This is a genomic window from Nocardia sp. NPDC003482, assembly GCF_053588115.1.
In genome coordinates, this window is record NZ_JBSFPI010000013.1 from 139,619 (window position 1) to 165,064 (window position 25,446).

Here is a 25,446-nt window from a genome sequence, read left to right on the forward strand (position 1 = left end):
CCACCCCACCACCCCCGAACCGCCTCCCCCCGCGCACGAACACAGCCGCACCCCTTGTTCGAATCCGCACCCCCTACAGGGCTATACAACGTGTGCGGATCCGAATAAGGGGTGCGGCTGGGTTGGTGGGACCGGGGGTGGTCAGCGGCGGGGGAACTCCGGGGGTTGCCAGGGGCGGCCCTCGACGTCGCTGCGGGGTTGTTGTTGCGGGGGCTGTTGGGGTTCGGGGCGGGGTTGGGGGTCGGGTTGTTGTTGGAAGGGGGGCTGGGGGGGTTGGTATTGCGGGGGCTGGGCCTGGGCGATTCCGGTCTGGCCGGCCAGGTTTCGCGGGACGATGGGGGCGGTGAGGGGGGATTCCACGGGGGTGGCGGCGGCGGCCTCGGCGGCGCGGACGGCGCGTTCGGCGGCGGGATCGGTCTTGACGTCGAACCAGTCGGCGACCTCGTCCGAGTCGTCCTCGGGGCGGGAGTCGACCTCGCCGTCGGGGGCCGACTCGTAGCGGAACACCCCGTCGTCGCCGCGCTCGCCGAACTGCTTGGCGAAGCCCTCGAGGGCCTTGCCGAAATCGCTGGGCACCACCCAGACCTTGTTGGCGTCGCCCTTGGCGACCTGCGGGAGGGTCTGCATGTACTGGTACGCCAGCAGTTCGGGGGTCGGTTTGCCGGATTTGATTGCGGCGAAGACCTTTTCGATGGCCTTGGCCTGGCCCTGGGCCTGGAGGTAGGCGGCGGCGCGTTCACCCTGGGCGCGCAGGATGCGGCTCTGGCGTTCACCTTCCGCGGACAGGATCGCCGACTGCTTGGAACCCTCGGCCGACAGGATCGACGCCTGCTTGGCGCCCTCGGCGCTCTTGATCTGCGCCTCGCGCTGACCCTCGGCGGTGAGGATCATCGCGCGCTTCTCGCGGTCGGCCTTCATCTGCTTCTCCATCGACTCCTGGATCGACGGCGGCGGATCGATGGCCTTGAGCTCGACGCGCGAAACCCGCAGTCCCCAACGGCCGGTCGCCTCGTCGAGCACGCCGCGCAGCTGCGAGTTGATCTGGTCGCGGGAGGTCAGCGTCTCCTCCAGGGTCATGCCGCCGACCACGTTGCGCAGTGTGGTGATGGTGAGCTGCTCGACCGCGGCGATGTAGTTGCTGATCTCGTAGACCGCGGCCTGCGGGCTGGTGACCTGGAAGTACACCACCGAGTCGATCTGCACGGTGAGGTTGTCCTGGGTGATCACCGGCTGCGGCGGGAACGACACCACCCGCTCGCGCAGATCGACCTTGGCGCGCACTCTGTCGGCGAACGGCACCAGGAACGTCAGCTGCCCGGACACGGTGCGCGAGTACCGGCCCAGGCGTTCGATGACCGCCGCCTCGGCCTGCGGCACCAGCGCGATCGACTTGAACACCACCACCGCGACCAACAGGATGAGGACGACGGCGACGATCAGTACGGCCATTACGGTCCCTTCCACACGACGGCGTGCGCGCCGTCGATCTTCATGATGTAGACGGTCTCTCCCGCCGGGTACACCTCCGTCGGGTCGAACGGGCGAGCGCTCCACACCTCGCCGTCGATCTTCACCCGGCCCTGGTCCCCGTCGATCGTCTCGAGCACCTTGGCCGTCTTGCCGGGCAGCGCGTGCACATTGGTGAGCGTGGGCGGCGGAGTCGCGAAGCGGCGCAACAACATCGGCCGCACGAGCAGGATCAGGCCGAGCGCGGACACCCCGAACACGACGGCGTCGATCAGCAGCGAGGTGTGCGCCACCCCGGCGACACCCGCCGTCACCAGCGCGGCGCCGCCCAGCATGAGCAGCGTGAAATCACCGGTGAGCATCTCGGCCGCCGCGAGCAGGATCCCCGCGACCAGCCACACGATTGCGGCCACGCCCCTTACCGTACCCGCTTCGCCCGAATTCGGCGGCCGTGTCGCTGCCGTGTTGCGCGCGCCGGTGTCCGTGTCGTGACCGGCGGGAAACACACGACCCCAGGTATTTTCGTGCGGGTGAGTGCGCGCGAGTACGGAGACATCTTTTCGGGACACGCCAGAACCCGCAAACGGGCGGTGCCACAGGTGGAGGCGACCGCGGAGGTGGTGGCCGAGGACGCGGCGAGCGGGTTCTGCGGCGCCGTGGTCGGTTTCGAGCGCACCTACGACGGGGAGTTCGTCAAACTCGAGGACCGGCACGGCGCCGTGCGGCTGTTCGCGTTGCGGGAGGCGGCGTTTCTGATCGACGGGCGGCCCGTGACACTGGTCCGCCCGAAGGTTGCCGCGCCCCGCCAGCCCACCCGTTCGGCCTCCGGATCGACGCGCGTCGAGGGGCTGCGGGCGCGGGTGGCGCGGGCGAGCCGGATCTGGGTGGAGGGCGTGCACGACGCGGCGCTGGTGGAACGCGTATGGGGACACGACCTCCGGGTGGAGGGCGTGGTCGTGGAACATCTGGAGGGACTGGACAATCTGGCCGAACGGCTCACCGAGTTCGAGCCGGGTCCCGGGCGGCGGGTGGGGGTGCTGGTCGATCATCTGGTCACCGGATCGAAGGAGACCTCGCTCACCACCGGGCTCGGCCCGCACGTGCTGGTGACCGGACATCCCTACATCGATGTGTGGCAGGCGGTGCGGCCCGCGGCCGTCGGCATCGCGGCGTGGCCCGAGGTGCCGCGCGGGGAGGACTGGAAGACCGGGGTGTGCGCGCGGCTGGGCTGGGGCACGCCGCGCGACGGGTGGCGGCGGGTCTACGAAGCGGTCGACTCGTTCCGGGATCTGGAATCGCCGCTCATCGGGGCGGTGGAACGGCTGATCGATTTCGTCACCGAGCCGCGGTAGCCGGGTTTCGCCACGGCGGGTGCGTACGCAACGACCCAGTTATGCTCGAACACATGTGTTCCCCCAGTGCGACGCTGACGTTGTGGGCGGGCTCGTGGCTCGCGGGCCGCAGCGCGCCCGACGACGTGCTGGACGCGCTGCGGGCGTGGGCTTCCCGGCAGAGCCTCGCGGCGGGCGATCCGGTGACCGGCGGCCACACCGGCCTGCCCTGGCCCGCCGCCGAACCGCTCGACGCCGGTTCGGGAATCATGGTGCTGCTCAAGGTGATTCGTGAGGCCGTGCGCGCGCCCGGCGCGCATCTGCGCTTGGTGCTCCCGGTCCCCGGCGACCCCCGCGGCCTGCCCGTCGGCTCCGAATTCGCCACGGCCGCAATGGAAGCCGAGGAGGGCATCCTCATCGGCACACCCGGCTCCGACGGCACCGGCCTGGTCCCGCAGTGGGTCGACGAGGACACCCTGCAATGGACCGTCTACCGCACCGCGATCCCCACCCCCGTCCCCGACGTCGCCCTGGGCGAGGCCGAATACGCCATGCGCGAGGCCGTCCGCGACGCCGCCGACGCCCTCATGCGCCTCCAGACCACCGGTATCGGCACGGGCGACGACGACCCCCGGGAACTGATCGAGGACGAACTGGCCGCCTACTCCCGCCACCAGTACCCCGATTCGGCTCCCCTGCGCGCCCGGCGCATCCTCGACTCGGCCGACCATGTGGCGGCCATTCTCACCGTCGCGCAGCGGACGCCGACGTCCTCGCCCGCGTCGGCGAGCGCGATGCAGGCTCAGGAGACATTGTTCCGGCCGTTGTGGAACGCGATTCGGACGGCTCGGTTGGCGGCGGTGCACGCGGCCAGCGTGTGACCCCAGCCTCGCTTCGCTCGGCGGGGACAGGGTGGAGGCCGGTCGGCGGGGACAGAGTGAAGGCCGGTCGGTGGGGACAGAGCGGAGGCCCTCGGCGGGGGCCTCACCCCCTACCCCGGCCCGGCGCTAACCCATCCACACCTGGCCCAGCGCCAGCCCACCCGCACCCGACCCCGCACGCTCCACCCGCACCCGGCTTGACATCAGCCCACGCACATTGCGGCCCGGAATCATTCACCGCACCCCTGGTTCGGCATCGCCCCACCCGCGCCGCCGTCCGACATCAGCCCACCCACACCCCGCCCCGGCACCACTGCACCCGCACCCCGGGCCAGCATCAGCCCACTGCACCAGGCCCGGCATCACCCCTGTACCTCGGCCCGGCGCGCCAGCGCCGGGTCGAGGTCATGCGGTCCGGCGACTCGGCGGAGAGAAGTGGTGGGCCCTCAATGCTTCCGCACGACGTACTCGCCCTTGCTGGGTTTCCAGATGACGACGTCCATGTGGCCCTCGTTGATCTCGACGGCGGAGGCGGAGGTTATGTCGGCGGCGTAGAACGTGTCGAAGGTCCGGCCTCGGAGGTCGAAACCTGTTGTGGCGTAGAGCCATTCGGCGTAGCGCTGGTGGAGGGCGGGGTCGGGGACGTGGTGGACGGCGCCCCAGAGTTTGGCGTCGCCGTCGGTGACGTGGGTGTCGACGGTGGCGGTGTGGAGGCAGAAGCGGGGGTCGCGGGCCAGGTCGGCGAATTTTCGGGTGCCGGGCATGCCGCCGATCCAGAGTTCGCCCTCGAAGACGCGGGGTTCGAGGGGGCAGATGCGGGGGTAGCCGTCGGCGCGGGTGGTGGCCAGCAGGCACAGGCCGGTGGTGGCGGCGTGGCGGCGGAGGAAGGTGGCGGCGATGCGCGGGGCCGCCGCCGCGAACTCGGTCCAGGTGGTCATGTGTCGTACCGTAAGGCGGAGCATCGACAGAGAGGCCGAGATCATGCATCCGCGTCGTATTGCCGCCGTGGCGGCGGCCCTGTTCGTCGCCGTCGGTGTGGCGTCGCCCGCCGAGGGCGTGGTCGGCGGGACCGAGACGTCGGCGTCGGCGTACCCGTGGCTGGCCGCCATCGGCTCCCCGGCGTTCCCGCTACGGCCCGGCGGACAGTTCTGTGCGGGTGCGCTCGTCGCGCCGGACCAGGTGTTGACGGCCGGACACTGCGCGGTCGTCGCGGGGGTCGCCCCATCCGCCATGCGGGTCACGTTCGGCCGCACCGATCTTCGGACCGGGGAGGGGATCACGGTCGGGGTGCGGTCGGTGCATCTGCATCCCGATTTCGGCATCACGCTGTTCGAGGGCGATATGGCCAACCATCACGACGTCGCCCTCCTGACGCTCGCCCACCCGGTCGACCTGCCGACCGCGGAATTGACCACGCCGCACGGGGATTCGGGCACGGTGGTGGGCTGGGGCGTCACCCAGGAGGACGACTGGTCCAACGCGGTCCTGCGCCGGGCCACGATTCCGCTCCGCTCCGACGCCGACTGCGCCGCGGCCTACGACTCGGCCTACGACCCCGCCGAGGCGTTCTGCGCGGGCTCCCCCGCCGCCGACAGCGCCGAATTCGACAGTGGCGGACCGCTTTTGATCGACGGGAAGATCGCGGGTCTCACCTCGTGGGGTAAGGGGGCCGCGCGGGAAGGGTATCCCGGCGTGTACGCGCGGGTGCCCTCGCTCGACTTCTGAGCGACGCCGGGGAGGGCGCCCCGCCGATCAGCGTCGGCCCGGCGCGGGCTCCCAGTGGACCACCTTGGTGGTCGTCATCTCGTCGAGCAGTTCGGGCCCGTATCCGTATCCGCTCCCGGAATTGCGCCGAGGCTGCGCGGCGCCGCCCGGCGCGCCGCCGAAGACCGCGTTGATCTTCACCGTACCGACCGGCAGCGCGCGCCAGGCTTCCTGGGCGTGTTCCATGGAATTGGTGAGAACCGTTGCCGCCAAACCGTATTCGTCGGCACACGCCTCCTCGAGCCCGGACTCGAAGTCGTCCACCACCCGCACCGGGGCGATCGGCCCGAACGTCTCCTCGCGCATGATCCGCATGGCGGGTGTGCAGCCGGTGAGGACGGTGGCCGGATAGATCGGCGCGCTTCCCGAGATGACCCCGCCCACAACGGCTTTCGCGCCGTCCGCCACGGCCTCGCTCACCTGGGCGTGGACCTCCTGCCGCAGCCGCTCGTCGACCAGCGGCTGCGGGTCGCGATTCCAGCGCTCGGCCTGCTCGCACAGGGCTCGGGTGAACTCCTCGGCCACGCCGCGATGGACGTACACGCGCTCCACCGACACACAGATCTGCCCGGCGTTGGCGAACGCCCCGATCGCGGCCTGCTCGGCCGCCCATACCGGATCGACGTCGGCGTCGACGAGCAGTGGATCGTTTCCGCCGTTCTCCAGCAGCACCTTCGCGCCGGTTCGCGCGGCGGCGGCCGCGATGGCGCGTCCGGTCGCCGAACCGCCGACGTGCGCGATCACATCCACGTCCGACGAACCCGCCAGCGCCGCGCCGACGCGGCCGTCACCGGAGACGGTCTGCACCACGCCCGCCGGAACGTGCTCGGCGAGCAGCCGACCCAGCAACTCGCCCGTGCGCGGACACCGCTCACTCGGCTTGTGCACCACCGTGTTCCCCGTGACGAGCGCCGCGCCCACCAGGCCCGCGGCGATCGCGACCGGGTCGTTCCACGGCGTCAGCGCCACCACCACGCCCCGGGGTTGCGGGATCATGAAATCGGTTGCGCCCCAACCTCCTTGCAATGTCCGACCGCCGTGCACCGGGCCGAGTTCGGCGTACTGATCGAACGTCCCCGCCCCGGCCAGCACCCCCTCCCGGCCCGATTCGGCCGGTTTCCCGGTCTCGCTCTCCAGCACGGCCGCGAGTTCCCCCGCACGCTCCCGCAGCGTCTCCGCCGCCGCGTGCAGCGCCGCGGCCCGCTCGGCGGCGGGCGTCCGCGCCCACCCCGCCTGCGCCGCACGCGCATTGCTCAGGATGTCCACCAAATCGGCGTCTCCGGTCACCGAGCCGCCCTCGGTCCGGGGTGCGTTGTCGATCTCGGTCATGGTCCCTGATTACCCGGGCAGGTTGCCCCAAACGTCCCCGACCCCAGCCGCACCCCTTATCGGAATCCGCATCCATTGCCCGGCACCCCAGCCGCACCCTCTGTGCGGTTCCGCACCCCTTGCTCGGCCACCCCAGCCGCACCCCTTCTTCGAATCCGCACCCGTTGCAGGGCCATACAAGGGGTGCGGATTCGAATAAAGGGTGCGGCTGGGTTGGTGGGCCTGGGGGCGTTCGCCCGGCTTGGGGTGTCAGCGGGACTTGGGGCGGAGGAGGCGGAGGACGGCGCGTTCGATGATGGCTTGGCGGTCGTCGTCGGTGGGGGCGCGGCGGGCTCGGCGGAGGGCGGGTTCGATGGTGTGGCCGTGCTCCCAGGCCTCGATGACTCGGGGGTCGACGTAGGAGTTGCGGGCGACGGTGGGGGTGTTGCCGAGGGCCTCGGATACCTCGACCATGACCTGGCGGATTGTGCTGTTGCGGCGGCGTTGGGACGGCGGACAGTCGACGGCGGCCAGGCCCGCGGCGGCGAGGACGGTGGCCTGCCAGGTGCGGAAGTCCTTGGCGCTGTGGTCTTCTCCGACGAGTTCCTTGAAGCGGGTGTTGATGTCGCCGGAATGCAGTTCGTGCAGGTCCTCGCCCTTGCCGTAGACGAGCAGGCGGCCGCTGGGGTGGCGGTTGCGGCGCAGGGCGCGCACGGCGCGGGCCAGTTCGGGTTCGGCGATGCGGACGCGGCGGCGGATGCCGCCCTTGGCGACATAGTCGAACAGCATCTCGTCGCCGGAGACGCGGACCTGTTCGCGCAGCAGGGTGGCCACGCCGCGGGTGCCGTGCTCCTCGGCGTACTCCTCGCCGCCGACGCGGAACACGCCGCGATCGAGCAGGCCCAGCGCGACCGCCTCCACGCGCCGGCGGTCCAGGCCGGGGCGGCTCAGATCCCGGCACACCTGCTCGCGCAGCGCCGGTAACCTCGCGGCGACCTCGAGCACGCGGTCGAATTTCTCCTCGTCGCGGTCGCGTCGCCACTGCTCGTGGTACAGGTACTGGCGTCGCCCAGCGGCGTCGACACCCACGGCCTGGATGTGTCCGTTGGAATGCGGACAGATCCACACTTTTCGCCACGCCGGGGGTATGGCCAGATCATGAATGCGCTGTGTGACTTCATCATCGGTGATCGGATCGCCCGCGTCGTCGACGTAGGAGAACCCGCGTCCCCGCCGTACCCGGCTCAGGCCGCAGCCGTAGGGTGTGACACGCCGCAGTCGCATCGGTGTACTCCTCTCCTCGCAGGTCGCGACATACCCCGGAAGGTCGCGTCCATGCGAGGCGGCCGTCGGCTTTCCCCCGCCGGGCAAACCGGGCATCATGATGCGGGTTGCCCGTCGGCAGACTCGCACCGAACCCCGCAGGAGAAGTGATGTCCGGCGATACCGACACGATCCACGCGTACTTCGACGAGTTCGTCGCGACCGCGGACAACCCCATGGTCGTGGTCACCACGGAGGCGGCCGGACGGCGAGCGGGGTGCCTGGTCGGTTTCACCACGCAGGTGAGCATCAACCCGCGCCGCTTCCTGGTGGGATTGTCCAAGACCAACAACACCTTCCGGGTCGCGGCCGAGGCCGAGGGGCTCGCGGTCCATCTGCTCGGCGCCCAGCAACTGCCGCTGGCGCGGCTGTTCGGCTCCGAAAGCGGCGACCGCATCGACAAATTCGCGCACTGCGAGTGGTACTCCGGCCCCGACGGCCTACCCATCCTGGCCGCGACCCCGGGCTGGTTCACCGGCCGCATCATCGACCGCTATGACCTCGGCGACCATGTCGGCGTGGTCCTCGAACCGACGGCGGGACACATGCGCGCCGAGAGCGGCGGCGTCCTGCGCTTCGCCGCGGTCGCACACCTGGACCCGGGTCATTCCGCCTGAGCGGCAACGTCTTTCACACCGAAATACCCAACGCCCCCGCCACCGCACGCGTGAGGTGGTCGGTCGTTTCGGCCGCCGACCACCCGCGGTGTTCGGTGAGGTCGTAGACGACGCGTTCGTCGAAGACCGTGATCCACATGAGGACGGCGTAGGTGGTGTCGCCCTCGGTGGATTTGCCCGCGCGGGCGAGGGCGGTGAGGACGTCGGCGAGGATGTCGTGCAGGGCGGTGATGAATTCGTCGCCGGTGGAGAGGCGTTCGATGAAGCCCTTGCTGCTGCGGATGTAGCGGACGGCCGGGCCCCACTGCATGGCGTCCTCGACCCACACGCGGCAGAAGCGGTGGAAGCGCTCGACCGGGTCCAGATCGACCGCGACCGTGCCGAACGCCTCGAGCAGCCGCTCGATCGCGCGGCGGTGGAACGCCTGCATGGCGTCCTGCGGGGTGCCGAAATGTCGGTAGGCGGTCGCGACGCCGACCCCGGCCTCGGCGGCCAGTTCCGGGATCGAGAATCCGACGCGGCCGGCGCGCAACAGGCTGCCGACCGCGTCTACCAACAGCATCCGGCTGCGCTGCGCGTCACTGCGGGTGTTCACGGGCACCACTCCATCCTGCATAAACGACGGCGTTCGCGGAGCGAGAGGGCCGAGACCGTGTTCGAGTAGAGAACTTCTTCTCAATTGCTTATGCTCAGTCGAGAAGATCTCCTCGGTTAGGGGGACGGATGCGGACAGCGGCCCCGGGTGCGCTTCTGGTACTGATCATGGCGCAGCCCAATCTGGCGACCGGCATGATGCCGTTCTATCGGCATGCCTGGGCGCTGGCGCCGCTGGCGGTCACCGTCATCTTCGCCGCGTACCTGTTCGCCCTGACCCCGGCCCTGGTGCTGGTGGGCACGCCCGGCTCGCGCGCGGCGTGGTGGTGGCGGATCGGGGTGGGGAGTCTGTTCGGGGTGGCCGCGGATGTCTGTATGGCGCAAGCGGATTCGGCGTGGCTCGCGTGCGTGGCGCGGATCTGCGCGGGACTGTCGGTCGGGCTGGTGACCGGGTCGCTGGCCGGGTTGATCCTGGAGCGGCGCGGCGAAGGGGGCCGCACCGCCATGGCCAGCGCGACCGTATCGGGTTCGGCGCTGGGCACGCTCGCGGCGGCGGCGATCGCGCAGTACCTGCCCGCGCCCGGGGTGACGGTGTATGTCGTGCACGCGACACTGCTCGGGGCCGTCGCCGCGATCGTGGTGGCCGATCGCGCGGTCCGCCCGGCGGCCGCGGCCTCGGCCCGTACCGTCCCCGTATCGCGCCCGGAGTCGCCCCTCGCGGGCTATCTGAGCGGGATCGCCGCGTGGATGTCGGCGGGGCTCGTGGTGGCGCTGCTGCCGTCCTACGGCGCGGAGCTGCTGGCCACGACCAACCTCGCGTTGCTGGCCGCGCCGGTGACGTTGTATCTGATCTCCGCGTGGGCCGCCCAGCGCGTGCTGGCCCCGAACAGGCTTGCGGCCGAACCGGTTTCGGCGCAGCTGATCATCATCGCCGGGGTCGGGGTCGCCGCCGCGGTGTCGTGGTGGCCGAGTCTGCCGCTGCTGTTGCTGGGCGGCGCGATCGCGGGGTTCGGGCAGGGCATCGCGTATCGCGCGGGGCTGCGGATCGTCAGCGCCGCGACGCCTCCGGATCAGCACGCCCGGGTCTCGGCCCGGTTCGCCGCGCTCGCCTACCTGTGCGCCGCGGTCGGCACCATCGGGCTCGGCGTGATCGCCACAGTGGCGTCCATGCGCGACGCGGTCGTCGCCGCGGCAGCGGTGCTGCTCGCCCTGGCCGTGGCGACCACGCTGGCTCGGCGCTCGCCCGCCGGGCACCGTTCTGTCGATTCCGCCGTCTCGAAGGTCAGCACCATGTAATCAGCGACTCGTTCCGAAATCGGCTCCACGACAGCGAAATCCATCCCGTTCTGCTCACATCGGTCACTGCCCGAAGGCAGCCCGATTCGAATTCACGTCACAACGCCGAAGGCCCTCATCACGTAATAGCTTTCCGACCGGCGCAGCACCAGCCGCAACACGATATTCAGGCTCGAATTCCGGCACCCGATACACGGGCCGCCGGAATTCGAGCCTGCCCTTTTTCCGAATCCATTGCGCCACATTGGAATACGAAACGAAGCCGTTACTTGAGTTCATCGTTCCACAAACTGCGATTGGTTCACTGAATACGAACCACCCGAAATACATTCCCAGCGAATGGATTCCTCCCATGGCAACAACCACATCGGTCGCCACATCCCGCGGTCTCGAACGCAGCCTCGGCCGCGTCGACCTGATCGCGATGGGCGTCGGCGCCATCGTCGGCGCGGGCATTTTCGTCACCACCGGCATCGCCGCGGCCACCAAGGCCGGACCCGCCATCATGCTGTCGTTCGTGCTGGCCGGGGGCATCTGCGTCCTGGTCGCGCTGTGTTACAGCGAATTGGCCTCCATGACACCGCAATCGGGCAGTGCCTATACCTATACGGCCGCCACGCTCGGCGAGGCGCCCGCATTCTTCGTGGGCTGGAATCTCCTGCTCGAATACGCGGTCGCCGCCGCGGCCATCGCCATCGGCTGGTCCGGACTGTTCGGCGCGACCCTGAATTCACTGTTCGGGGTGACCCTCCCGACCGCCATCACCGCCGGGCCGAGCGCGGGCGGGGTGGTGAATCTGCCCGCGGTGCTGATCGTCGTCGCCCTGGTGGGCGTGCTGGTATTCGAGGTGAAAATAGCCGCGCGCGTGGTGAAAACGCTCGTCGCGTTGACGATCGGTGTTCTCGTGCTCGTCATCGCCATCGGGTCACCGCATATTCAGGCCCATAATTGGACGCCGTTCATGCCGTTCGGCGTCAACGGCATCGCGGCGGGCGCGGCGCTCGCCTTCTTCGCCTATCTCGGCTTCGACATCGTCGCCACCTCGGCCGAGGAGACCCGCGAACCGCGCCGCGATCTGCCGTGGGGCATCATCGGTTCGGTCGTCATCGCGACCGCCCTCTACGTCGCGGTGAGCGCCGTGCTCACGGGCGTGTCGCCGTACTCCGAGCTGAACAATGCCGCGCCCGTCGCGACGGCGCTGGCGGCCATCGGCGCGGGCTGGACCGGTAAGGTCATCCTGGTCGCCTCGGTCGTGGCCCTGACCAAGGGTCTGCTCATGGTCTGCTACGGGCAGACGCGGCTGGTGTTCGCTATGAGCCGCGACGGACTGATGCCGAAGTCGTTGTGCCAGCTCACCGCGCGCGGGGTGCCGGTGCGGCTGAGCCTGCTCATGGGCGCGGTCATCGCGGTCGTGGCGGGGCTGCTGCCGATCGACACCGTCGCCGAACTGGTGAATATCGGCGCGCTGTTCGCCTTCGTCGTGGTGGCGCTGGGCGTGCTGGTACTGCGCCGCACCGATCCTGTCCGGCCGCGGCCGTTCCGGGTCCCGCTGGTGCCGGTCGTGCCGGTGCTCGCGATCGCCGGATGCGCGTGGCTGGCAACCACTTTCGAGGCGCTGACCTGGTTGCGGTTCGTGATCTGGAGCGCGGCGGGCGCGGCGCTGTATCTCGGCTACGGCCGTCGTCATCGTGTGGTTCCGACCGGAGGTGTCGTCGCATGACCGCCCAGCTCGACAGCTTCTACCCCACCCGTGTCGACTACGGCACGCTCGACGAGATCCATCGCGCCGCGGCCGCGGCCCTGCCCGCCGACGTGTTCGACTTCCTTGAGGGCGGCGCGGGCCAGGAGGTGACCCTGCGCGGCAATCGGGCGGCGTTCGGCCGCTGGCGGATCCTGCCCGAGCCGATGAGCGGGGTCGGCGCTCCCGACACCGGCACCGAATTCCTCGGAATGCCCTTGGCCACACCGATTCTCACCGCGCCGTTCGGCGGGGACACGCTGTTCCATCCCGAAGGGCACCAGGCCGTCGCGCGGGCCGCGGAGCGGCACGGGGCGCTGGCGATCGTGCCGGAGGCGGGCGCGTACTCCTACGACAGGGTGCGCGCGGCCGCCCCGCGCGCCGCCCGCATCGCGCAACTGCATCCGTTCGCCCATGCCGGGGCGATCGCGCGGCGGCTGGCCCAGCGCGGGTTCGAGGCGCTGTGCGTGACGGTCGACTGTCCGGTCGGCGGATTCCGCACCCGCAATATGGCCAACCGGTTCGATCCGGATCTGCGGCACTTCGCGGGCAATCTGACCGGCGAGAACGGGGCGCCCGGCGTCGCGGAGGTGTTCGGGCAGTTGCTCAAACACGGTGGCACCGTATGGGATTGGTCGGCGCTGGCCGAGGCCGCCACCGGCTTCGGATTGCCGTGGATCGCCAAGGGCGTGCTCACCCCCGCCGCCGCCGAACGCGCCGTCTCCGTCGGCGCGTCGGCCCTGGTGGTCTCCAATCACGGTGGCCGCCAACTGGATCCGGCCCCCGCGAGCCTGGACATGCTCCCCCGCATCCGCGCCGCGGTCGGCCCGGAACTGCCGATACTGCTCGACAGCGGGATCCGTACGGGAGCCGACATCTTCCTCGCCCTCGCCCTGGGCGCGGACGCGGTGATCATCGGCCGCTCCGCCATCTACGGCCTCGCCGCCGCCGGAGAGTCCGGCGTATCCCGCGTCCTGGAACTGCTCACCGAGGAACTGCGCACGCTCATGATCCTCGCCGGGGCGAACACCATCGCCGACATCGATGCCGCACGGGTGACGAGGGCCGAATCATGAGGGGGCTCTCGCACCCGGCGCGACGCCACGCGGCAGACAACGGCCGAACTATGAGCGGCCATGGCGACCGGCACCACGCGGCACACGGGGGCCTGATCATGAGCGTCCACCCCGATCCGAAGCGACGCCGCGCGGCACACGAGGGCCCGATCATGAGCGGCCACCCCGACCCGGACCGACGCCGCGCGGCACACGAGGGCCTAATCACGAGCGGACCCTCCGACCCGGACCGACGCCGTGCAGTACACGAGGGCCTGATCACGAGCGGACACCCCGACCGACGCCACATGACGCACGAGGCCGTGATCGTGAGGGGGCGGCCTCGTAGGACGCGGGTGGCGCGGGATACGAGGGCCGAATCGTGAGCGGCGCATCGTTTCCCGCGGCGCGGGCGGGCGGGGGGTTGGTGTTCACCTCCGGGCTCGCGGCCGTCGATCCCGATACGCTCACCGTCTCCGCGCGGAGCTTCGGCGAACAGGTCGATGCCGTGTTGGGGCAGTTGGACAAGGTGCTCGCGGATGCGGGTGCTTCGCGGGCCGATGTGCTCGCTCTGGATTGCTTTCTCGCCGAGCGGCGCTGGTTTTCCGAATGGAATGCCGCGTTCGCCGCCTTCTTCACGACGGCCGCACCGGCGCGGACGACCACCGTCGTGACCCTGCCCATCGACGGGCTGCTCATCGAAATCAAGGCGATCGCGCTCGCCCCGCATCAGGAAGAACGATCATGACCGCAGCGACTCCGCTTTTCCAGCATTCCTCGGCCGTCGGCGACTTCACCATCCGGGATGTCATCGAGGGTCAGACCGCCGGGCAACTCATCGTCGCCGCCGACGACTGGGGCTGGTGGACAACGCTTCTGGGCGGTGACACCATCGCGCCCACCACCGGCATCCAGCAGACCGTCGCCGACGGTCTGGTCCGCGCGGGCTTCCTCACCCGGCGCGGACACCGCTACCACCTCACCCACACCGGCCACGACGTCGGCAAGAACCGCGGCTTCGTCCGGGTCGCGGTGCGCGGCTGGGAGCCGACGTTCCGGCAGCTGTCCGACAGCGCCCATCGCGAATACATCCCCGCCGCAACCGAACCCGGGGAGGTCGCGCGCGGCTGCACCGATATCGCGCGGCGGCGGCCGGAGATCTTCGCGGCCATCGGCCGGACGATCGCGGCGGACACCCCGGGCCGGACCATCGATCTGGGGTGCGCCGACGCCGGGCGCATCATGGCGCTGACCGAATCCGCGCCGGAGGAGACATTCGTCGGCGTGGACATCGAGGCGGAGGTGATCGACACGGCCACAGCGGAATTCGCGCGCATGGGGCTGTCCGACCGGGTCACGCTGCTGGCCGGATCGGTGCAGCCGGAGGCCGAACCGCCCGCGTGGCTGGACTCGGTCGACCGGGAGTCGGTGACCACGGCCATGTCGTTCTTCCTGCTGCATCAGCTCGCCAGCGACGGGGAGGGCATCGCGGCCGTGCTGCGCGGCTGGATGGACTGGTTCCCCAATGTGCGCCGCCTGGTGATCGGCGACGGGTACCTGCTCGAGGCGCCACACTGGACCGGGCAGCCGTGGTTCTCCCCGACCTACGAGATCTACCACTCCATCACCGGGGTGCGGCTGTGGACGCGGGAGGAGTACGAGGGCGCCTTCGCCGATCTCGGGTGGAGCGTGGCGCGGCGGATGGAGGACCACACCATGCTGGTCACCACCATCCTGGAGCGCGAGTGAGGACCGTGCCGGTCCCGGTCGACACCCGCGGCGCGGTGCTCGACCAGTATCTGCTCGACGAGACCGGCCGCTCGGGTCGCCGCCCGGTGGGCGTCGCCGCGGCGGCCGGTGTCGAGGAGGTGCGCGCGATCGTGGAGTGGGCGCGCGATACGGGAACGCCACTGATTCCGCGCGGGGCGGGAACGAGTCTGGAGGGGCATCTGCTCGCCCGCGGGGACGAACTGGTGGTGGACCTCTCCCCCGCCGACCGGATTCTCGACCTCGCGCCCGGCGATTTCACCGCGACCGTGCAGCCGGGGGTCACCCGGACCCGGCTCAATGCCGCCGCGGCCGAGCACGGTTTGCAGTTCACCGTCGATCCCGGCGCGGACGCGTCGCTCGGCGGGATGGCGGCCACCAACGCCAGCGGCACCACCTCGGTGCGGTACGGCGGAATGCGCTCGAATGTGCTTGCGCTGCAAGCGGTTTTCGCCGACGGTTCGGTGGCGCGACTGGGGCGGGCGGTGCGCAAGTCGGCCAGCGGATACGATTTGCGGGATCTGCTCATCGGCTCGGCCGGGACGCTCGGCGTCATCACCGAACTGACCGTGCGCCTGCATCCGATCCCGGAATGGCTTCGCGCGCTGCGGATCTCGTTCCCGACGGTCACCGCCGCCGTGGCCGCGGCCGTGGACATGCTGGGGCTGGCGCTGCCGGTGAGCCGCCTGGAACTGGTCGACGCCGCGAGTATGGCCGCGATCAACGCGTTCCGGGGCACGTCGTATCCGGTGTCGCCCGCGCTGTTCATCGATCTCGAGGCGGCGTCGGGGGCCGCCGCGAGCGCCGACGAGTCCGAGATCCTGCGGGTGTGCCGGGCCCACGACGCCCTCGACATCGCCACGGCCCGTGACCATTCCGCGCGCCACGGCCTCTGGGAGGACCGGCACACGCTGTTCTTCGCGCTGAAGGCGGCCCACCCCGGCAACCGCTTCCTGGTCACCGACACCGCCGTCCCGCTGTCCCGGATCCCGGGCGCGGTCGCCGCCGCCACCCGCTTCGGCGCCGAACTCGGGCTCGCGGTGAGCGTGGCCGGGCACATCGGCGACGGCAACGTCCACGTCGTGGTCCCGTATCGCGACGCGACAGCCGAAGCGGCGCAACGGTTCTCGGATCTGGTGGTGCGGCACGCGCTCGATGTCGGCGGCACCGCGACCGGTGAGCACGGCATCGGGCTGGCCAAGAAGCGATATCTGACCGAGGAGCACGGGACGGCCGCGGAGATCATGAAAGTGATCAAGCGGGCGTTGGATCCCGGGAATCTGTTGAATCCTGGGAAGGTGGTCGATATCTGAGCGGGCGGTCTCTTTTACACTACCTCCCGGCTCCCAGCCTTCCATCAAAGTCGGGAGCTGAATACTCCGCGTGATAAGCACTGGCGAGGGTTTCGTTCTCGAGGTAGCCTACGAGCACAGTCGCTCGATGCGGCTGACGAGCATTCCGGTCGAGCCGGTGTTAATGGGGGATCAGATGAAGGTGTTGCCTTTCGCTGGCGCTTTGATTATCTCGCTCGAGATTGTTTCAGCGCCACTGTGGCCCGGCCAAGCCAGCGCGGACCCTGGGGGATCGTGCGATGTGCAGGTGCACAACGTGCATCAGTCGAAAGGTTCACCTCAGCTGATGGACGTCAAGGGAACAATGATCTGCCAGGGTACGATCGACCGGGCTGACGTCATCATCTATTTCGCAAAGATAGATGGAGACAAGGTGACACAGGTCGATTCCAGCATCGCGCAGCGCACCGTCCAGAGCCCGGAGACTGGGAAGAAATATACCGTCATGTCGGCCCAGGGCACTCCGTGCGTACCCGGTGACTACATAGGTATCGCGGAGGGGTACATTACTGTCGGCGGCCGAACCTGGAAGAATTACCAGAATGGTTACGGACCCCTGTCTTCTGTCAAGTGTTGAAAGAGAGAGGTCGTCGACTGATGCACGAGCATGGCAAAGTCTTGAATGATTTGCACCGATGGCTCCGAGCGGAGTTCTCGGCCCGTGGGCGCTTCCTACTCGACGAGGAATCCGGAACAATCGTCGGGCTCCCGGCAGACACCATCGCTCCTCTGCTGACCCTGACGGAGGAGGACGACGCGATTCTGGTCCACCTCGGACTCGGACTTGTGCTAGCGATTCCGATCGACGATCCGTTCGAATTCGAGGACATCGCGGTTCCGCTTCGGGCGCTGGTTGAAAAGGGTCTTCTCGTCAGCGTGCCCCGGGAGGCGTTCGGATCGCCGATACTGAGATATACGCTTCATTACGACGGAGGCATTCTCAGCACGAAGGTACCGGGGCGAGAGTATGTCGATATCCCGATTCCCGGTTGGAACGTTTCGGATTGAGGACCACTTCGGGCTGACGTCCGGCGAGAGCGATCAGTTTGAGCGCGATCGTGCGGCCATCGTGCCGTGCCATGGCAACAGGACCGATCCCCCATGGACGCGCTCAGTTCGGCGGCGGGGGAAGGTCGCGGTCGGGCAGGTGGACCAGGATGAGGCCGACGGCGGCGACGAGGAAGTTCTGCAAGGCCGCGGACGACGCGTTGACCTCCTTGTTGGCCCACATCCGGAACCATTCGCCCGCGATGGTGAGGAAGCCGCCGAGGAACAGCAGCACGACCATGGTCCAGCCGAGGGTGGCCAGTTTCATGGCCAGTGCCTGGGCGGGGCGGCCGAGCAGGGTGCGGATCCACGCGACCGCGGCCGACAGCAGCACCAGCGCGATGAGGAATTCCCAGGCGACGATGAGGATGTAGACGATGAGGATCACGGTGCTGTCGGTGATCGCGTGCCAGTCGGTCGAACCGTGATGGATGGTGCGCCGCATCGATAGCACGGCGTCCACACCTCGCCGATTGGTGTCGGTGTCGGTGCAATTGGTGATCGCGACGATCAGGTAGTACAGGCCCGTGATCGCCGCGAGCACCGTGACGGCCATCCGGCGACTGCCGACCACATCGAGAAATCCGCCGACACGCATGGGGCTCCGTTCCACGAGGGGCTGGGGTACGGAAGCGATTGTGGCACATCCGATTTGCGCGGTCGCTCAGCGCGGTCCGTGGGGAGCGTCGGCGGGCGCCACCACGACCTCCGCGGGAACGGGTGCGGGATCACCTGTCCCCGCATAGCCGAGCCAGCCGGTGCCGACGAAGACGGCCAGCAGCAGCGCGGTGGGTAGTTCCACCAGCAGCCAGACCGGCGGACAATACGAGCCCCATCCGGTCGCCGCCGGTTTGCGCGTGCGCTCCGCGCGCGTCGTGTCCATCGGCACCGACCATTCGATCGCGCCCGAGATCCGCCGTCCCACTCGGCCCTCCGTCTTCGTCTCGCCCGGCCGTTCGCCGAGCACCGCCAGTTCGACAGGATGCCGAACGGCGCGATCGCGCGCATACGAATCGGGCGGACAATGCGCTGTCCGCCCGAGTTTGCTGGAAGGTCAGCGCTCGCTGGCGTCGGCCACCCGGGGCGGGCACACACCGCCGGGGGTGGTGGTCATTTCGAAATGCCAGTACTCGTTGTCGAAGGTCCGGCACAGCCCCCACCGGTTCCCGTTCACCTCGAGCCAGTGCGCCCCCTCCTCCGGTCCGACGTCGACCGCCTTGCCCTGGACGTGGGTCGACTCCTCCGGCGGCAGCACCCATCGCCGCGCGGCCTCCGGGCTGCCGTACTCGGCGATCCCGTCCTCCCACAGCCGCTGCTGCTCGGCCGGGGTGCGGTACCCCGAGGTGATCGACAGCGGCACCCCCTGCGCATGCGCCTCCTGCTCGGCGAGGGTGTAGGCGGCGGCCAGCGCGGGATCCAATCCCGCTGTGCCGGAAGCGGATTCGACGGCGTGCGCCGGACCGGCCACGGCCGGACCGTACAGCGCGACACCCAGGACGGCGGCGGACCCCGCGAGTTCTCTCAGCACGACGCGATCCTAGGGCAGCCGCCGCGCGCATGTTTCCGGGCCACCGCCAGCCCGCGTGTCACCGGCGTGCCCGTGGGCCGGGATGAGCGGCCGCCTCGTGTCACCGGCGTGTTCATGGGAGGGATGAGCGGCAGCCCCCGGCGTCGAGAGTCACCGCGTGCGGCGTAGCCCCATCGACACGCCCGCGGTGACGAGCAGTGGGACGGCCGCGACCAGCAGGCTCAGGGTCATGCCGGAGCGGGGGTCGGTTGTGCCCGCGAGGAGGGAGCCGAAGATCGCGACGGCGGTGGCGCCGCCGACCTGGCGGACGGCGTTGAAGATGCCGCCGGCCATGCCCGCGCGTTCGGGGGCGACGCTGTCGAGGAGGACGGTCATCAGGGTGGGGACGGCGATGCCGCCGCCGAGGCCGATCGGGATGGCGAGCGCGGCGATCAGCGGGGCGGGGGTGGTGGGGCCGGCGGCCAGCAGCAGGAGCAGGCCGGTGACGACGATCAGTTGACCGGTCACGATCGGCACGCGGGGGCCGAATCGTCCGGCGAGGCGGGGGGAGGCGAGGTTGGCGACGATGATGAGCAGCATGGTCGGGGCGAAGACGAGGCCGGTGGCGAGGGGCGAAAGCTGGCGTGTCTGTTGCAGATACAGGCTGAGCACGAACACGATGCCGTAGAAGGCGGCGTTGAAGGTGAACCCGACGCCCAGGATGATGGCGACCGTGCGCTGTGCCACGAGTCCGGGCGGCACGATCGGGCGGCGCACCCGCGATTCGATGACGGCGAACGCCGTCCCGGCGAGCACGGCCATGCCGAACGCGATCAGCACGGGCCACGCCGCGTAGCCGATCCGGCCGCCCTCGATCAACGCGAAGGTCAGCCCCGCCAGGGCCAGCACGGCGGCGATCTGCCCCGCCGGGTCCAGGGGCGTGGCCCGCCGCGGCGACGGCGCGAGGCGGCGCGCCCGCCACAGCGCCACGGCCGCGACGGGGACGTTGATCAGGAAGATGGTCCGCCAGCTCCACGCCGTCAGCAGCCCGCCGAGCACCGGCCCGGCCGCGATCGCCGACGACCCCGCGACGGCCCAGATCGACACGGCCCACGCCCTTTTCGCGGGATCGTCGTAGCCCTGGCGGACCAGCGCCAGCGAGGACGGCAATACCAGCGCGGCCGTCACGCCCTGGGCGAACCGGGCGGCCACGAGCAACCCCAGCGTCGGCGCGGCCCCGCATGCCGCCGAGGCCAGCGCGAATCCGCCGAGGCCGAGGCAGAACGCGCGCCCGGCCCCGATCCGGTCGGCCAGCGCGCCCGCCGACAACAGCAGCGCCGCGAACATCAGCGTGTAGCCGTCGACGACCCATTGCAGCCCGGCCATATTCGCGCCCAGTTGCCGCCCAAGGTCGGGCAGGGCGACGTTCACGACCGAGGCGTCGAGGATGATCAGGAAACTGCCGAACAGCGCGGGGATCAGCACCGTCGAGGTCCGGTGCGCGGGCGTGACCGGCGTGGGGATCGAAGTGGTCAGCATGGGTCGAGTGTGGGCGCGTGCGCGGCGCGGTGGCAGGGCGCGGGATTCGGGGGTGCGGCACACCCCCTTTCGGTCACGGCAGGAAGATCGCGATCGCCTCGTCGGAAAGCGTTGCGGGACGGCGGGTTTCGTCGTCGGTCTGGGCCAGGTGCAGCAGGCCGAGGATGGCGGCGTAGGCGATGTGGGCCCGCTGTTCGGCTCGATCCGGGGGCAGGCCGAGGTCGCGATAGGTGCGGGTGAGGAATTCCAGCCGGGCGTGGTTCACCTCGCGTACCGCGTCGGCGACGCGCGCGTCGTTGCGGTCGCCGAGCAGGCTCAGATGCACCGACGGCGCCAGCGGACGCACGGATTCCACGACGGTGGTGAGCAATTCGCGCAGTCGTCGTTCGGGGTCCGCGATCGCCGCGAACTCGGCGAGGCCGCCGTCCCCGTGCGTGCGCACCCACTCCGCGAGGGCGGCGTCGATGAGTTCGTCCCGCGTGCGGTAGTGCGCGTAGAAGCTGCCCTTGGTCACGCCGAGGGTGCGGGCGAGCGGTTCGACCGCGACCGCGGCCAGTCCCCCGTCCGCGATGGCTCGCAGCGCGGCGAGCGCCCAGTCTCGGGCGGACAGACGGGTCGACTCGGTGGCCACGCAAGGAGGATACGCCAGGGTATTGACGGGACCGAGGAGCGCGAGATACGGTGGCGTATCCATACGCTACCGTATTAAGGAAATCCGATGGTACACACCAGGATTCGCCGCGTGGTGACCGGCCACGACGCCGAGGGCAAGGCGCGCGTGGTCGACGACGCCATGGTCGAGCCCCTCACCACCGACCTGATCCCCGGCGTCGCCGCCTACCGCCTCTGGGGCCGCGACGACCACCCGACCTTCCCCGACGACGGCTCACCCCACCACGCCCCCACCTGGTTCCCCCCGCGCAACGGCTCCCGTTTCATGATCAACGAGATCCCCCCTGGCACCCCGACCCCACCCGCCGACCTCGACCTCCCCGCGGCCCTTGCCGACCTCGAGCGAAAGATGCCGGGGGCCATGGCCGTTCAGGAGCCGGGCGGCAACGGCATGCACACCACCGACACGATCGATTACGTCATGGTCGTCTCCGGCGAGGTCACCCTCGAACTCGACGACGGTGAGCGGACGGTTCTGCGTGCGGGGGATGTGGTTGTTCAGAACGGGACGCGGCATGGGTGGCGTAATCATGGGACGGAGCCTTGTGTGATCGTGGGGGTCGCGGTGGGCGCGGAGCGGGTGGGCGCGCCGACACCGATGACCGATCAATAGGCGGCGTTGGCTCCGTACTCGGCCTGCGCCCGGGTGAACCCTTCGTACACCAGCTGATCGATCAATCCGGACCGAGAGAACGAGGTGTAATCGAGGTACTGCTTGGCGCAGCGTACCGCCTGTTCGTTCCAGTCCACATTCAGACTGTCCACCGCGAACGTGGCATCTTCGGTGGAGAATTTCTCGTACTCCAACTGGTGAATCAGGCCGCTGCGGGAGAAGGCACTGAAGCTGAGGTACTGCTGGGCGGATTGGATGGCGTTGCGCTGGCTGGGCGTGATGTCTCGCTTGACTTGGGAGAATTCGACCGCCTCCGGCCGAGCGACGTCGGCCGCCGCCAGAGCGCTGTTGCAGACGGGCGTCGCCACGGCGAGAGCCAGTATCGAGATGCCGAGCAGTCGAGTCCATTTCTTCTGCGTCTTCGGCGCGGTCGACGGGTGGCGCTGCCGCGAGGCGGGGGACGGCTCGGTCATCTCGTACTCCTTGAAGAAAAGTGCGTCGTCGCCGACGCGTCTCGCAAATGCGAGAGCAGAACAGGGTTGTCCCGTCGAATCGAAGCACACGCTACAGCGCGATCGGATACTCCGCAGCATCTACTCGAAAGTAATGTCGGGGTTCAGAAAATAACCGACTAGTCGTCATTCTCTTTCCGGAAATAGTTCATGTGGAAGTTGTTGCAATAGACGAAAGCTGCCAATGTGAAAATGGCAAGGATTCCCAGGCCGAAACAATCACAGGCGCGGCGAATTCGGGGGTTCATACCCCTGGAGCCGCAAACCGTCTCCCGCTATCCTCACGCACCCCACAGAGGACGTTCGCCCCATCGACCAACGCGCGCAATGAATTTCGCGACCGAAACAAACGAACACGAACCCCCCTAGGGGCCGATAACCATTCCGCACATTCCCTTCGATAAACACCACCCCCTGGATATACTCGCTGCGTCGCCGAGGGGAGGCAGCATGGACGGGGGAGCCGGGATTTCGTCGCACGTCGGTGGGGATGTGTTCGGGCAGGTGGTCGTGGGTGATCACAATGTGGTCATCAATGCGCACGGGTCGCATGTCGTCGTGCGGGATGGGCCGCCTCCGGCGGTGACGCGGCGGGTTCGGCCGGTGGGGCGGCCGTTGCCGCGGGCGGGGGGTGAATTGTTCGGCAGGGCAACGGAATCGGCGTTGGTGGGGCAGTGGGTGGAGGAGGGGGTGCCGGTCGAGGTTTGCGGGTCGCCGGGGGTGGGGAAGTCGGCGTTGCTGCGGCGGTTCGCCGCGGATCGGGCGCGGGCGGGGCGGGATGTCGTGTTCCTGCACGCGGCGGGGCTGGCGGTCGCCGATGTGATCCAGGAGTTGTTCGAGGCGTGTTACGACGCGCCCGGTTATCTGCCGGAGCCGGTGCGGCTGCGCCGCCTGATGGGGTCGATCCAGGCGCTGATCGTGGTGGACGACTTCGAGGGCTCGGCGGAGGATCTGACCACGCTGGCCGACGCGGTGCCGTCGAGCGATCTGGTGGTGTCCACGACCCGCAGAATCGCTGGGAGCCAAGCCCGTTCGCTGCACTTGCGCGGATTGGACGAGCCCGCGGCCCTCGCGCTGCTCACCCGGGAACTCGGTCGCCGCCTCGGGGCCGACGAACCGGTGGCGCGCGAGCTGTGCCGGGCGGCGGCCGGGCACCCGCGCGCCCTCGTGCAGGCCGCGTCCTGGTTGCGCACCGACAGGACGGCCGCGGTGGTGGCCGATCCCGCGGTACTCCAGCGGGCGCTCATCGCGGGGCTCGACGCCCGGCCGCGACAGGCCCTGACGGTGCTGACCGCGCTGTCGGGGATCGCGGTTCCGATCGGGCTGTGCCGGGTGCTCACCGCCGATCCGGACGTGCGGACGGCGCTGGAGACGCTGAACGAGTCTGGGCTGGTCGACAATTCGGGCACCGACTGGCAACTGGCCGCCGACCCGAACGCCGTCACCGGCGCATGGGCCGAGCCCGTGCCGCACCCCGCCGGGTACGCCGAACCGTTGCTGGACTGGGTGACCCGGACCGCGACACCGGGCGAACTCGCCGCCGCCGCACCGGTCCTGGTCCGGGTGCTGCACGCCGCCGTCGAGACCGGTCACCACACGACGGCATGCGCTCTGGCACGCAAGGTTTCGCCCGTCCTCGCCACCGCGCTGCGCTGGGGGAGCTGGCGCAGCGTCCTGAAACTCGGCGAGCAGGCCGCCCTCGCCATCGGATCCGCCGGGGACCGCGCCTATTTCGAACACGAGGAGCGCATTCGCGGGCGCGCGTTGTCGGCCGCGACCACGCTGGCCGCGGGAAGCGCCGGGGTCGGCGGCGGACTGGCCGCCGGACACGCCGTCGCCGCGCACACCGCCCGCCACACCGCGCGGGGCATGCTGTCCTCGCACCCGATCGCCATCGGAGCGGCCGCGGCCGCCGTCGTGGCCGCCGGGGTCGCGGGGGCCACCCTCATGACCGGCCAGCCCGCCCCGGTCGGATCGCAGTCGCCGCTCACCCGGATCGCGGCACCGGAAACGGTGACCTTCCAGACGACGACGGTCGTCCAGCCGACCACCACCCCCGACCACACCACGCCGCCGACCTCGCCGGTGTCGAAGCCGCGGCACCCCCCGATACCCGGCGACGGCACCGATCCCGCGGGCGCCTGCCCGCCGATCTCCGACAGCCTCGACTTCGGCACCGTGACCGTCGGGACGGCCGTCGGGCAGGACGCGTCGTTCCTCCAGCTCGCGTGCGACGACGTGACCGCGGCCGCCGTCCAGGGCGATCCCGCGTTCACCGCCGTGCGTACCTCCTGTCCGCCGGGCAGCGACGGAACCTGCGTGTTCCGAGTGACTTTCGCGCCGACCTCACCCGGTTCGCACACCGCGACGCTGGTCGTCCCCGACGTCTACGGCAACAAGAAGGACGTGACCATCGCCCTGTCCGGCACCGCCGCGGGCTCGTCGACGTCGAGCACCCCGCAGCAGAGTTCGTCCACCACGATGCCGGTGCCGACGACGACGATCCGCAACAGCACCCCACCCCCGTCGAGCACCCCGCCCGCCACCACCGCACCGCCCACCTCCTGAGGAAGCCCCATGACCGAGACACCACCAGACCGCTACAACGTGCACATCGGCGGCAGCGTCGACGGACAGGTGACGATCGGCCACGCCAACACCGTGAGCCGGGTGCAGGCCGGACACGACGCCGGGGCGGTGACCGAACACGAAATCGCCTCCCTCCGTGCGGAATTCGACCGCCTGCGCGCCCAGCTGCCCACCGAGGGCGCAATCGCCGAGCAGGCCCGCGAGCGCCTCGACGAACTCGAGGAGACCATCACCGGGCCGGAACCCGATCCGTCCACGATGGACTATGTCCGAAAGTGGTTCGCCCGCAAACTCCCCCGGCTGGCGGGCGCGGTCACCACCCTCATCGTCCACCCGATCGTCGGTCGCCTCGTCGACGCGGCCGGGACCACCCTCGCCGCCGACTTCCAGCGCCGCTTCGGCACCAGCTGACCGACGAGCCCGCGCCGATTCCGGGGCGGCGCAATCCGTTCCGGCACGAGGACATCCAATCAC

27 protein-coding genes are annotated in these 25,446 nt (G+C 69.8%); 15 read left to right on the forward strand and 12 right to left on the reverse strand.

The window, feature by feature from the left end; all coding sequences use genetic code 11:
* Positions 1-141: 141 nt before the first annotated feature.
* Together ACWDSJ_RS21630 and ACWDSJ_RS21635 are read right to left on the reverse strand one after the other, a co-directional pair.
* Positions 142-1,449, reverse strand: a complete 1,308-nt coding sequence (locus tag ACWDSJ_RS21630) for an SPFH domain-containing protein (RefSeq protein WP_387361172.1) — start codon at positions 1,447-1,449, stop codon at positions 142-144.
* The gene (locus tag ACWDSJ_RS21635) at positions 1,449-1,880 is read right to left on the reverse strand and encodes an NfeD family protein (protein WP_387361170.1); all 432 of its coding nucleotides are present in this window, start codon (positions 1,878-1,880) and stop codon (positions 1,449-1,451) included. The genes ACWDSJ_RS21630 and ACWDSJ_RS21635 overlap by 1 nt, the downstream gene beginning before the upstream one ends.
* A gap of 117 nt (positions 1,881-1,997) precedes the next feature.
* Here ACWDSJ_RS21635 and ACWDSJ_RS21640 point away from each other — a divergent pair, with 117 nt between their 5' ends.
* Both ACWDSJ_RS21640 and ACWDSJ_RS21645 read left to right on the forward strand, forming a co-directional pair.
* On the forward strand, positions 1,998-2,819 hold the full coding sequence (locus tag ACWDSJ_RS21640) for a DUF3097 domain-containing protein (protein ID WP_450033823.1): 822 nt from the start codon (positions 1,998-2,000) through the stop codon (positions 2,817-2,819).
* A 53-nt stretch (positions 2,820-2,872) separates the two neighbouring features.
* Complete coding sequence (locus tag ACWDSJ_RS21645) at positions 2,873-3,679, forward strand: hypothetical protein (protein ID WP_450033824.1); 807 nt, start codon at positions 2,873-2,875, stop codon at positions 3,677-3,679.
* A gap of 446 nt (positions 3,680-4,125) precedes the next feature.
* Here ACWDSJ_RS21645 and ACWDSJ_RS21650 read toward each other — a convergent pair whose 3' ends face one another.
* Entirely contained in the window at positions 4,126-4,617 is a 492-nt protein-coding gene (locus tag ACWDSJ_RS21650; protein ID WP_387361164.1) for a pyridoxamine 5'-phosphate oxidase family protein, read from the reverse strand.
* A 43-nt stretch (positions 4,618-4,660) separates the two neighbouring features.
* Between ACWDSJ_RS21650 and ACWDSJ_RS21655 the strand changes: the two genes are divergently transcribed.
* Positions 4,661-5,404: a S1 family peptidase gene (locus ACWDSJ_RS21655; RefSeq protein ID WP_450033825.1), complete on the forward strand. Its 744-nt coding sequence runs from the start codon at positions 4,661-4,663 to the stop codon at positions 5,402-5,404.
* A 27-nt stretch (positions 5,405-5,431) separates the two neighbouring features.
* Here the strand turns inward: ACWDSJ_RS21655 and ACWDSJ_RS21660 are convergent, their stop codons facing one another.
* Together ACWDSJ_RS21660 and ACWDSJ_RS21665 are read right to left on the reverse strand one after the other, a co-directional pair.
* Positions 5,432-6,772, reverse strand: a complete 1,341-nt coding sequence (locus tag ACWDSJ_RS21660; RefSeq protein ID WP_450033826.1) for an aldehyde dehydrogenase family protein — start codon at positions 6,770-6,772, stop codon at positions 5,432-5,434.
* A gap of 249 nt (positions 6,773-7,021) precedes the next feature.
* Positions 7,022-8,035: a DNA topoisomerase IB gene (locus ACWDSJ_RS21665; RefSeq protein WP_450033827.1), complete on the reverse strand. Its 1,014-nt coding sequence runs from the start codon at positions 8,033-8,035 to the stop codon at positions 7,022-7,024.
* Positions 8,036-8,184: 149 nt separating this feature from the next.
* On the opposite strand from ACWDSJ_RS21665, the gene ACWDSJ_RS21670 reads away from it, so the two are divergent.
* Positions 8,185-8,691 carry a flavin reductase family protein gene (locus ACWDSJ_RS21670; protein ID WP_450033829.1) on the forward strand — a complete coding sequence of 169 codons (507 nt, stop codon included), beginning with the start codon at positions 8,185-8,187 and terminating at the stop codon, positions 8,689-8,691.
* A gap of 13 nt (positions 8,692-8,704) precedes the next feature.
* Here the strand turns inward: ACWDSJ_RS21670 and ACWDSJ_RS21675 are convergent, their stop codons facing one another.
* Positions 8,705-9,286 (reverse strand): TetR/AcrR family transcriptional regulator, encoded by a 582-nt coding sequence (locus ACWDSJ_RS21675; RefSeq protein WP_450033830.1) that lies wholly within the window; start codon positions 9,284-9,286, stop codon positions 8,705-8,707.
* Between the two features lie 128 nt (positions 9,287-9,414).
* Here ACWDSJ_RS21675 and ACWDSJ_RS21680 point away from each other — a divergent pair, with 128 nt between their 5' ends.
* From ACWDSJ_RS21680 to ACWDSJ_RS21715, 8 genes are all read left to right on the forward strand, one after another.
* Positions 9,415-10,581 (forward strand): hypothetical protein, encoded by a 1,167-nt coding sequence (locus tag ACWDSJ_RS21680; RefSeq protein WP_450033831.1) that lies wholly within the window; start codon positions 9,415-9,417, stop codon positions 10,579-10,581.
* A 352-nt stretch (positions 10,582-10,933) separates the two neighbouring features.
* Complete coding sequence (locus ACWDSJ_RS21685; RefSeq protein ID WP_450033832.1) at positions 10,934-12,301, forward strand: amino acid permease; 1,368 nt, start codon at positions 10,934-10,936, stop codon at positions 12,299-12,301.
* Positions 12,298-13,395 (forward strand): alpha-hydroxy acid oxidase, encoded by a 1,098-nt coding sequence (locus ACWDSJ_RS21690; RefSeq protein WP_450033833.1) that lies wholly within the window; start codon positions 12,298-12,300, stop codon positions 13,393-13,395. The genes ACWDSJ_RS21685 and ACWDSJ_RS21690 overlap by 4 nt, the downstream gene beginning before the upstream one ends.
* Before the next feature lie 361 nt (positions 13,396-13,756).
* Positions 13,757-14,122, forward strand: a complete 366-nt coding sequence (locus ACWDSJ_RS21695) for a RidA family protein (protein ID WP_450033835.1) — start codon at positions 13,757-13,759, stop codon at positions 14,120-14,122.
* Entirely contained in the window at positions 14,119-15,123 is a 1,005-nt protein-coding gene (locus ACWDSJ_RS21700) for a hypothetical protein (RefSeq protein WP_450033837.1), read from the forward strand. Before ACWDSJ_RS21695 ends, ACWDSJ_RS21700 begins: the two co-directional genes overlap by 4 nt.
* On the forward strand, positions 15,120-16,454 hold the full coding sequence (locus ACWDSJ_RS21705) for an FAD-binding oxidoreductase (RefSeq protein WP_450033838.1): 1,335 nt from the start codon (positions 15,120-15,122) through the stop codon (positions 16,452-16,454). Before ACWDSJ_RS21700 ends, ACWDSJ_RS21705 begins: the two co-directional genes overlap by 4 nt.
* Positions 16,455-16,581: 127 nt before the next feature.
* Complete coding sequence (locus tag ACWDSJ_RS21710) at positions 16,582-17,070, forward strand: hypothetical protein (RefSeq protein ID WP_450033839.1); 489 nt, start codon at positions 16,582-16,584, stop codon at positions 17,068-17,070.
* A 20-nt stretch (positions 17,071-17,090) separates the two neighbouring features.
* A complete protein-coding gene (locus ACWDSJ_RS21715) occupies positions 17,091-17,501 on the forward strand; it encodes a hypothetical protein (RefSeq protein ID WP_450033841.1) in 411 nt (136 codons plus the stop codon).
* Positions 17,502-17,604: 103 nt separating this feature from the next.
* Here the strand turns inward: ACWDSJ_RS21715 and ACWDSJ_RS21720 are convergent, their stop codons facing one another.
* The 5 genes from ACWDSJ_RS21720 to ACWDSJ_RS21740 form a co-directional block, all read right to left on the reverse strand.
* Positions 17,605-18,138, reverse strand: coding sequence for a DUF2165 domain-containing protein (locus tag ACWDSJ_RS21720; protein ID WP_450033842.1), 534 nt, complete (start codon positions 18,136-18,138; stop codon positions 17,605-17,607).
* A gap of 66 nt (positions 18,139-18,204) precedes the next feature.
* Positions 18,205-18,465 (reverse strand): hypothetical protein, encoded by a 261-nt coding sequence (locus tag ACWDSJ_RS21725; RefSeq protein WP_450033844.1) that lies wholly within the window; start codon positions 18,463-18,465, stop codon positions 18,205-18,207.
* A 129-nt stretch (positions 18,466-18,594) separates the two neighbouring features.
* Positions 18,595-19,068, reverse strand: a complete 474-nt coding sequence (locus ACWDSJ_RS21730) for a M15 family metallopeptidase (protein WP_387361130.1) — start codon at positions 19,066-19,068, stop codon at positions 18,595-18,597.
* A gap of 150 nt (positions 19,069-19,218) precedes the next feature.
* Complete coding sequence (locus ACWDSJ_RS21735; protein ID WP_450033847.1) at positions 19,219-20,586, reverse strand: MFS transporter; 1,368 nt, start codon at positions 20,584-20,586, stop codon at positions 19,219-19,221.
* 73 nt (positions 20,587-20,659) lie between these two features.
* The gene (locus ACWDSJ_RS21740; protein WP_450033849.1) at positions 20,660-21,217 is read right to left on the reverse strand and encodes a TetR/AcrR family transcriptional regulator; all 558 of its coding nucleotides are present in this window, start codon (positions 21,215-21,217) and stop codon (positions 20,660-20,662) included.
* 87 nt (positions 21,218-21,304) lie between these two features.
* On the opposite strand from ACWDSJ_RS21740, the gene ACWDSJ_RS21745 reads away from it, so the two are divergent.
* Entirely contained in the window at positions 21,305-21,871 is a 567-nt protein-coding gene (locus tag ACWDSJ_RS21745) for a cupin domain-containing protein (protein WP_450033850.1), read from the forward strand.
* Here the strand turns inward: ACWDSJ_RS21745 and ACWDSJ_RS21750 are convergent.
* Positions 21,865-22,344: an Ltp family lipoprotein gene (locus tag ACWDSJ_RS21750; RefSeq protein ID WP_450033851.1), complete on the reverse strand. Its 480-nt coding sequence runs from the start codon at positions 22,342-22,344 to the stop codon at positions 21,865-21,867. The genes ACWDSJ_RS21745 and ACWDSJ_RS21750 overlap by 7 nt on opposite strands.
* Before the next feature lie 489 nt (positions 22,345-22,833).
* Between ACWDSJ_RS21750 and ACWDSJ_RS21755 the strand changes: the two genes are divergently transcribed.
* Positions 22,834-24,951, forward strand: coding sequence for a hypothetical protein (locus ACWDSJ_RS21755; RefSeq protein WP_450033853.1), 2,118 nt, complete (start codon positions 22,834-22,836; stop codon positions 24,949-24,951).
* Positions 24,952-24,960: 9 nt separating this feature from the next.
* A complete protein-coding gene (locus tag ACWDSJ_RS21760; RefSeq protein ID WP_450033855.1) occupies positions 24,961-25,383 on the forward strand; it encodes a hypothetical protein in 423 nt (140 codons plus the stop codon).
* Positions 25,384-25,446 lie beyond the last annotated feature (63 nt).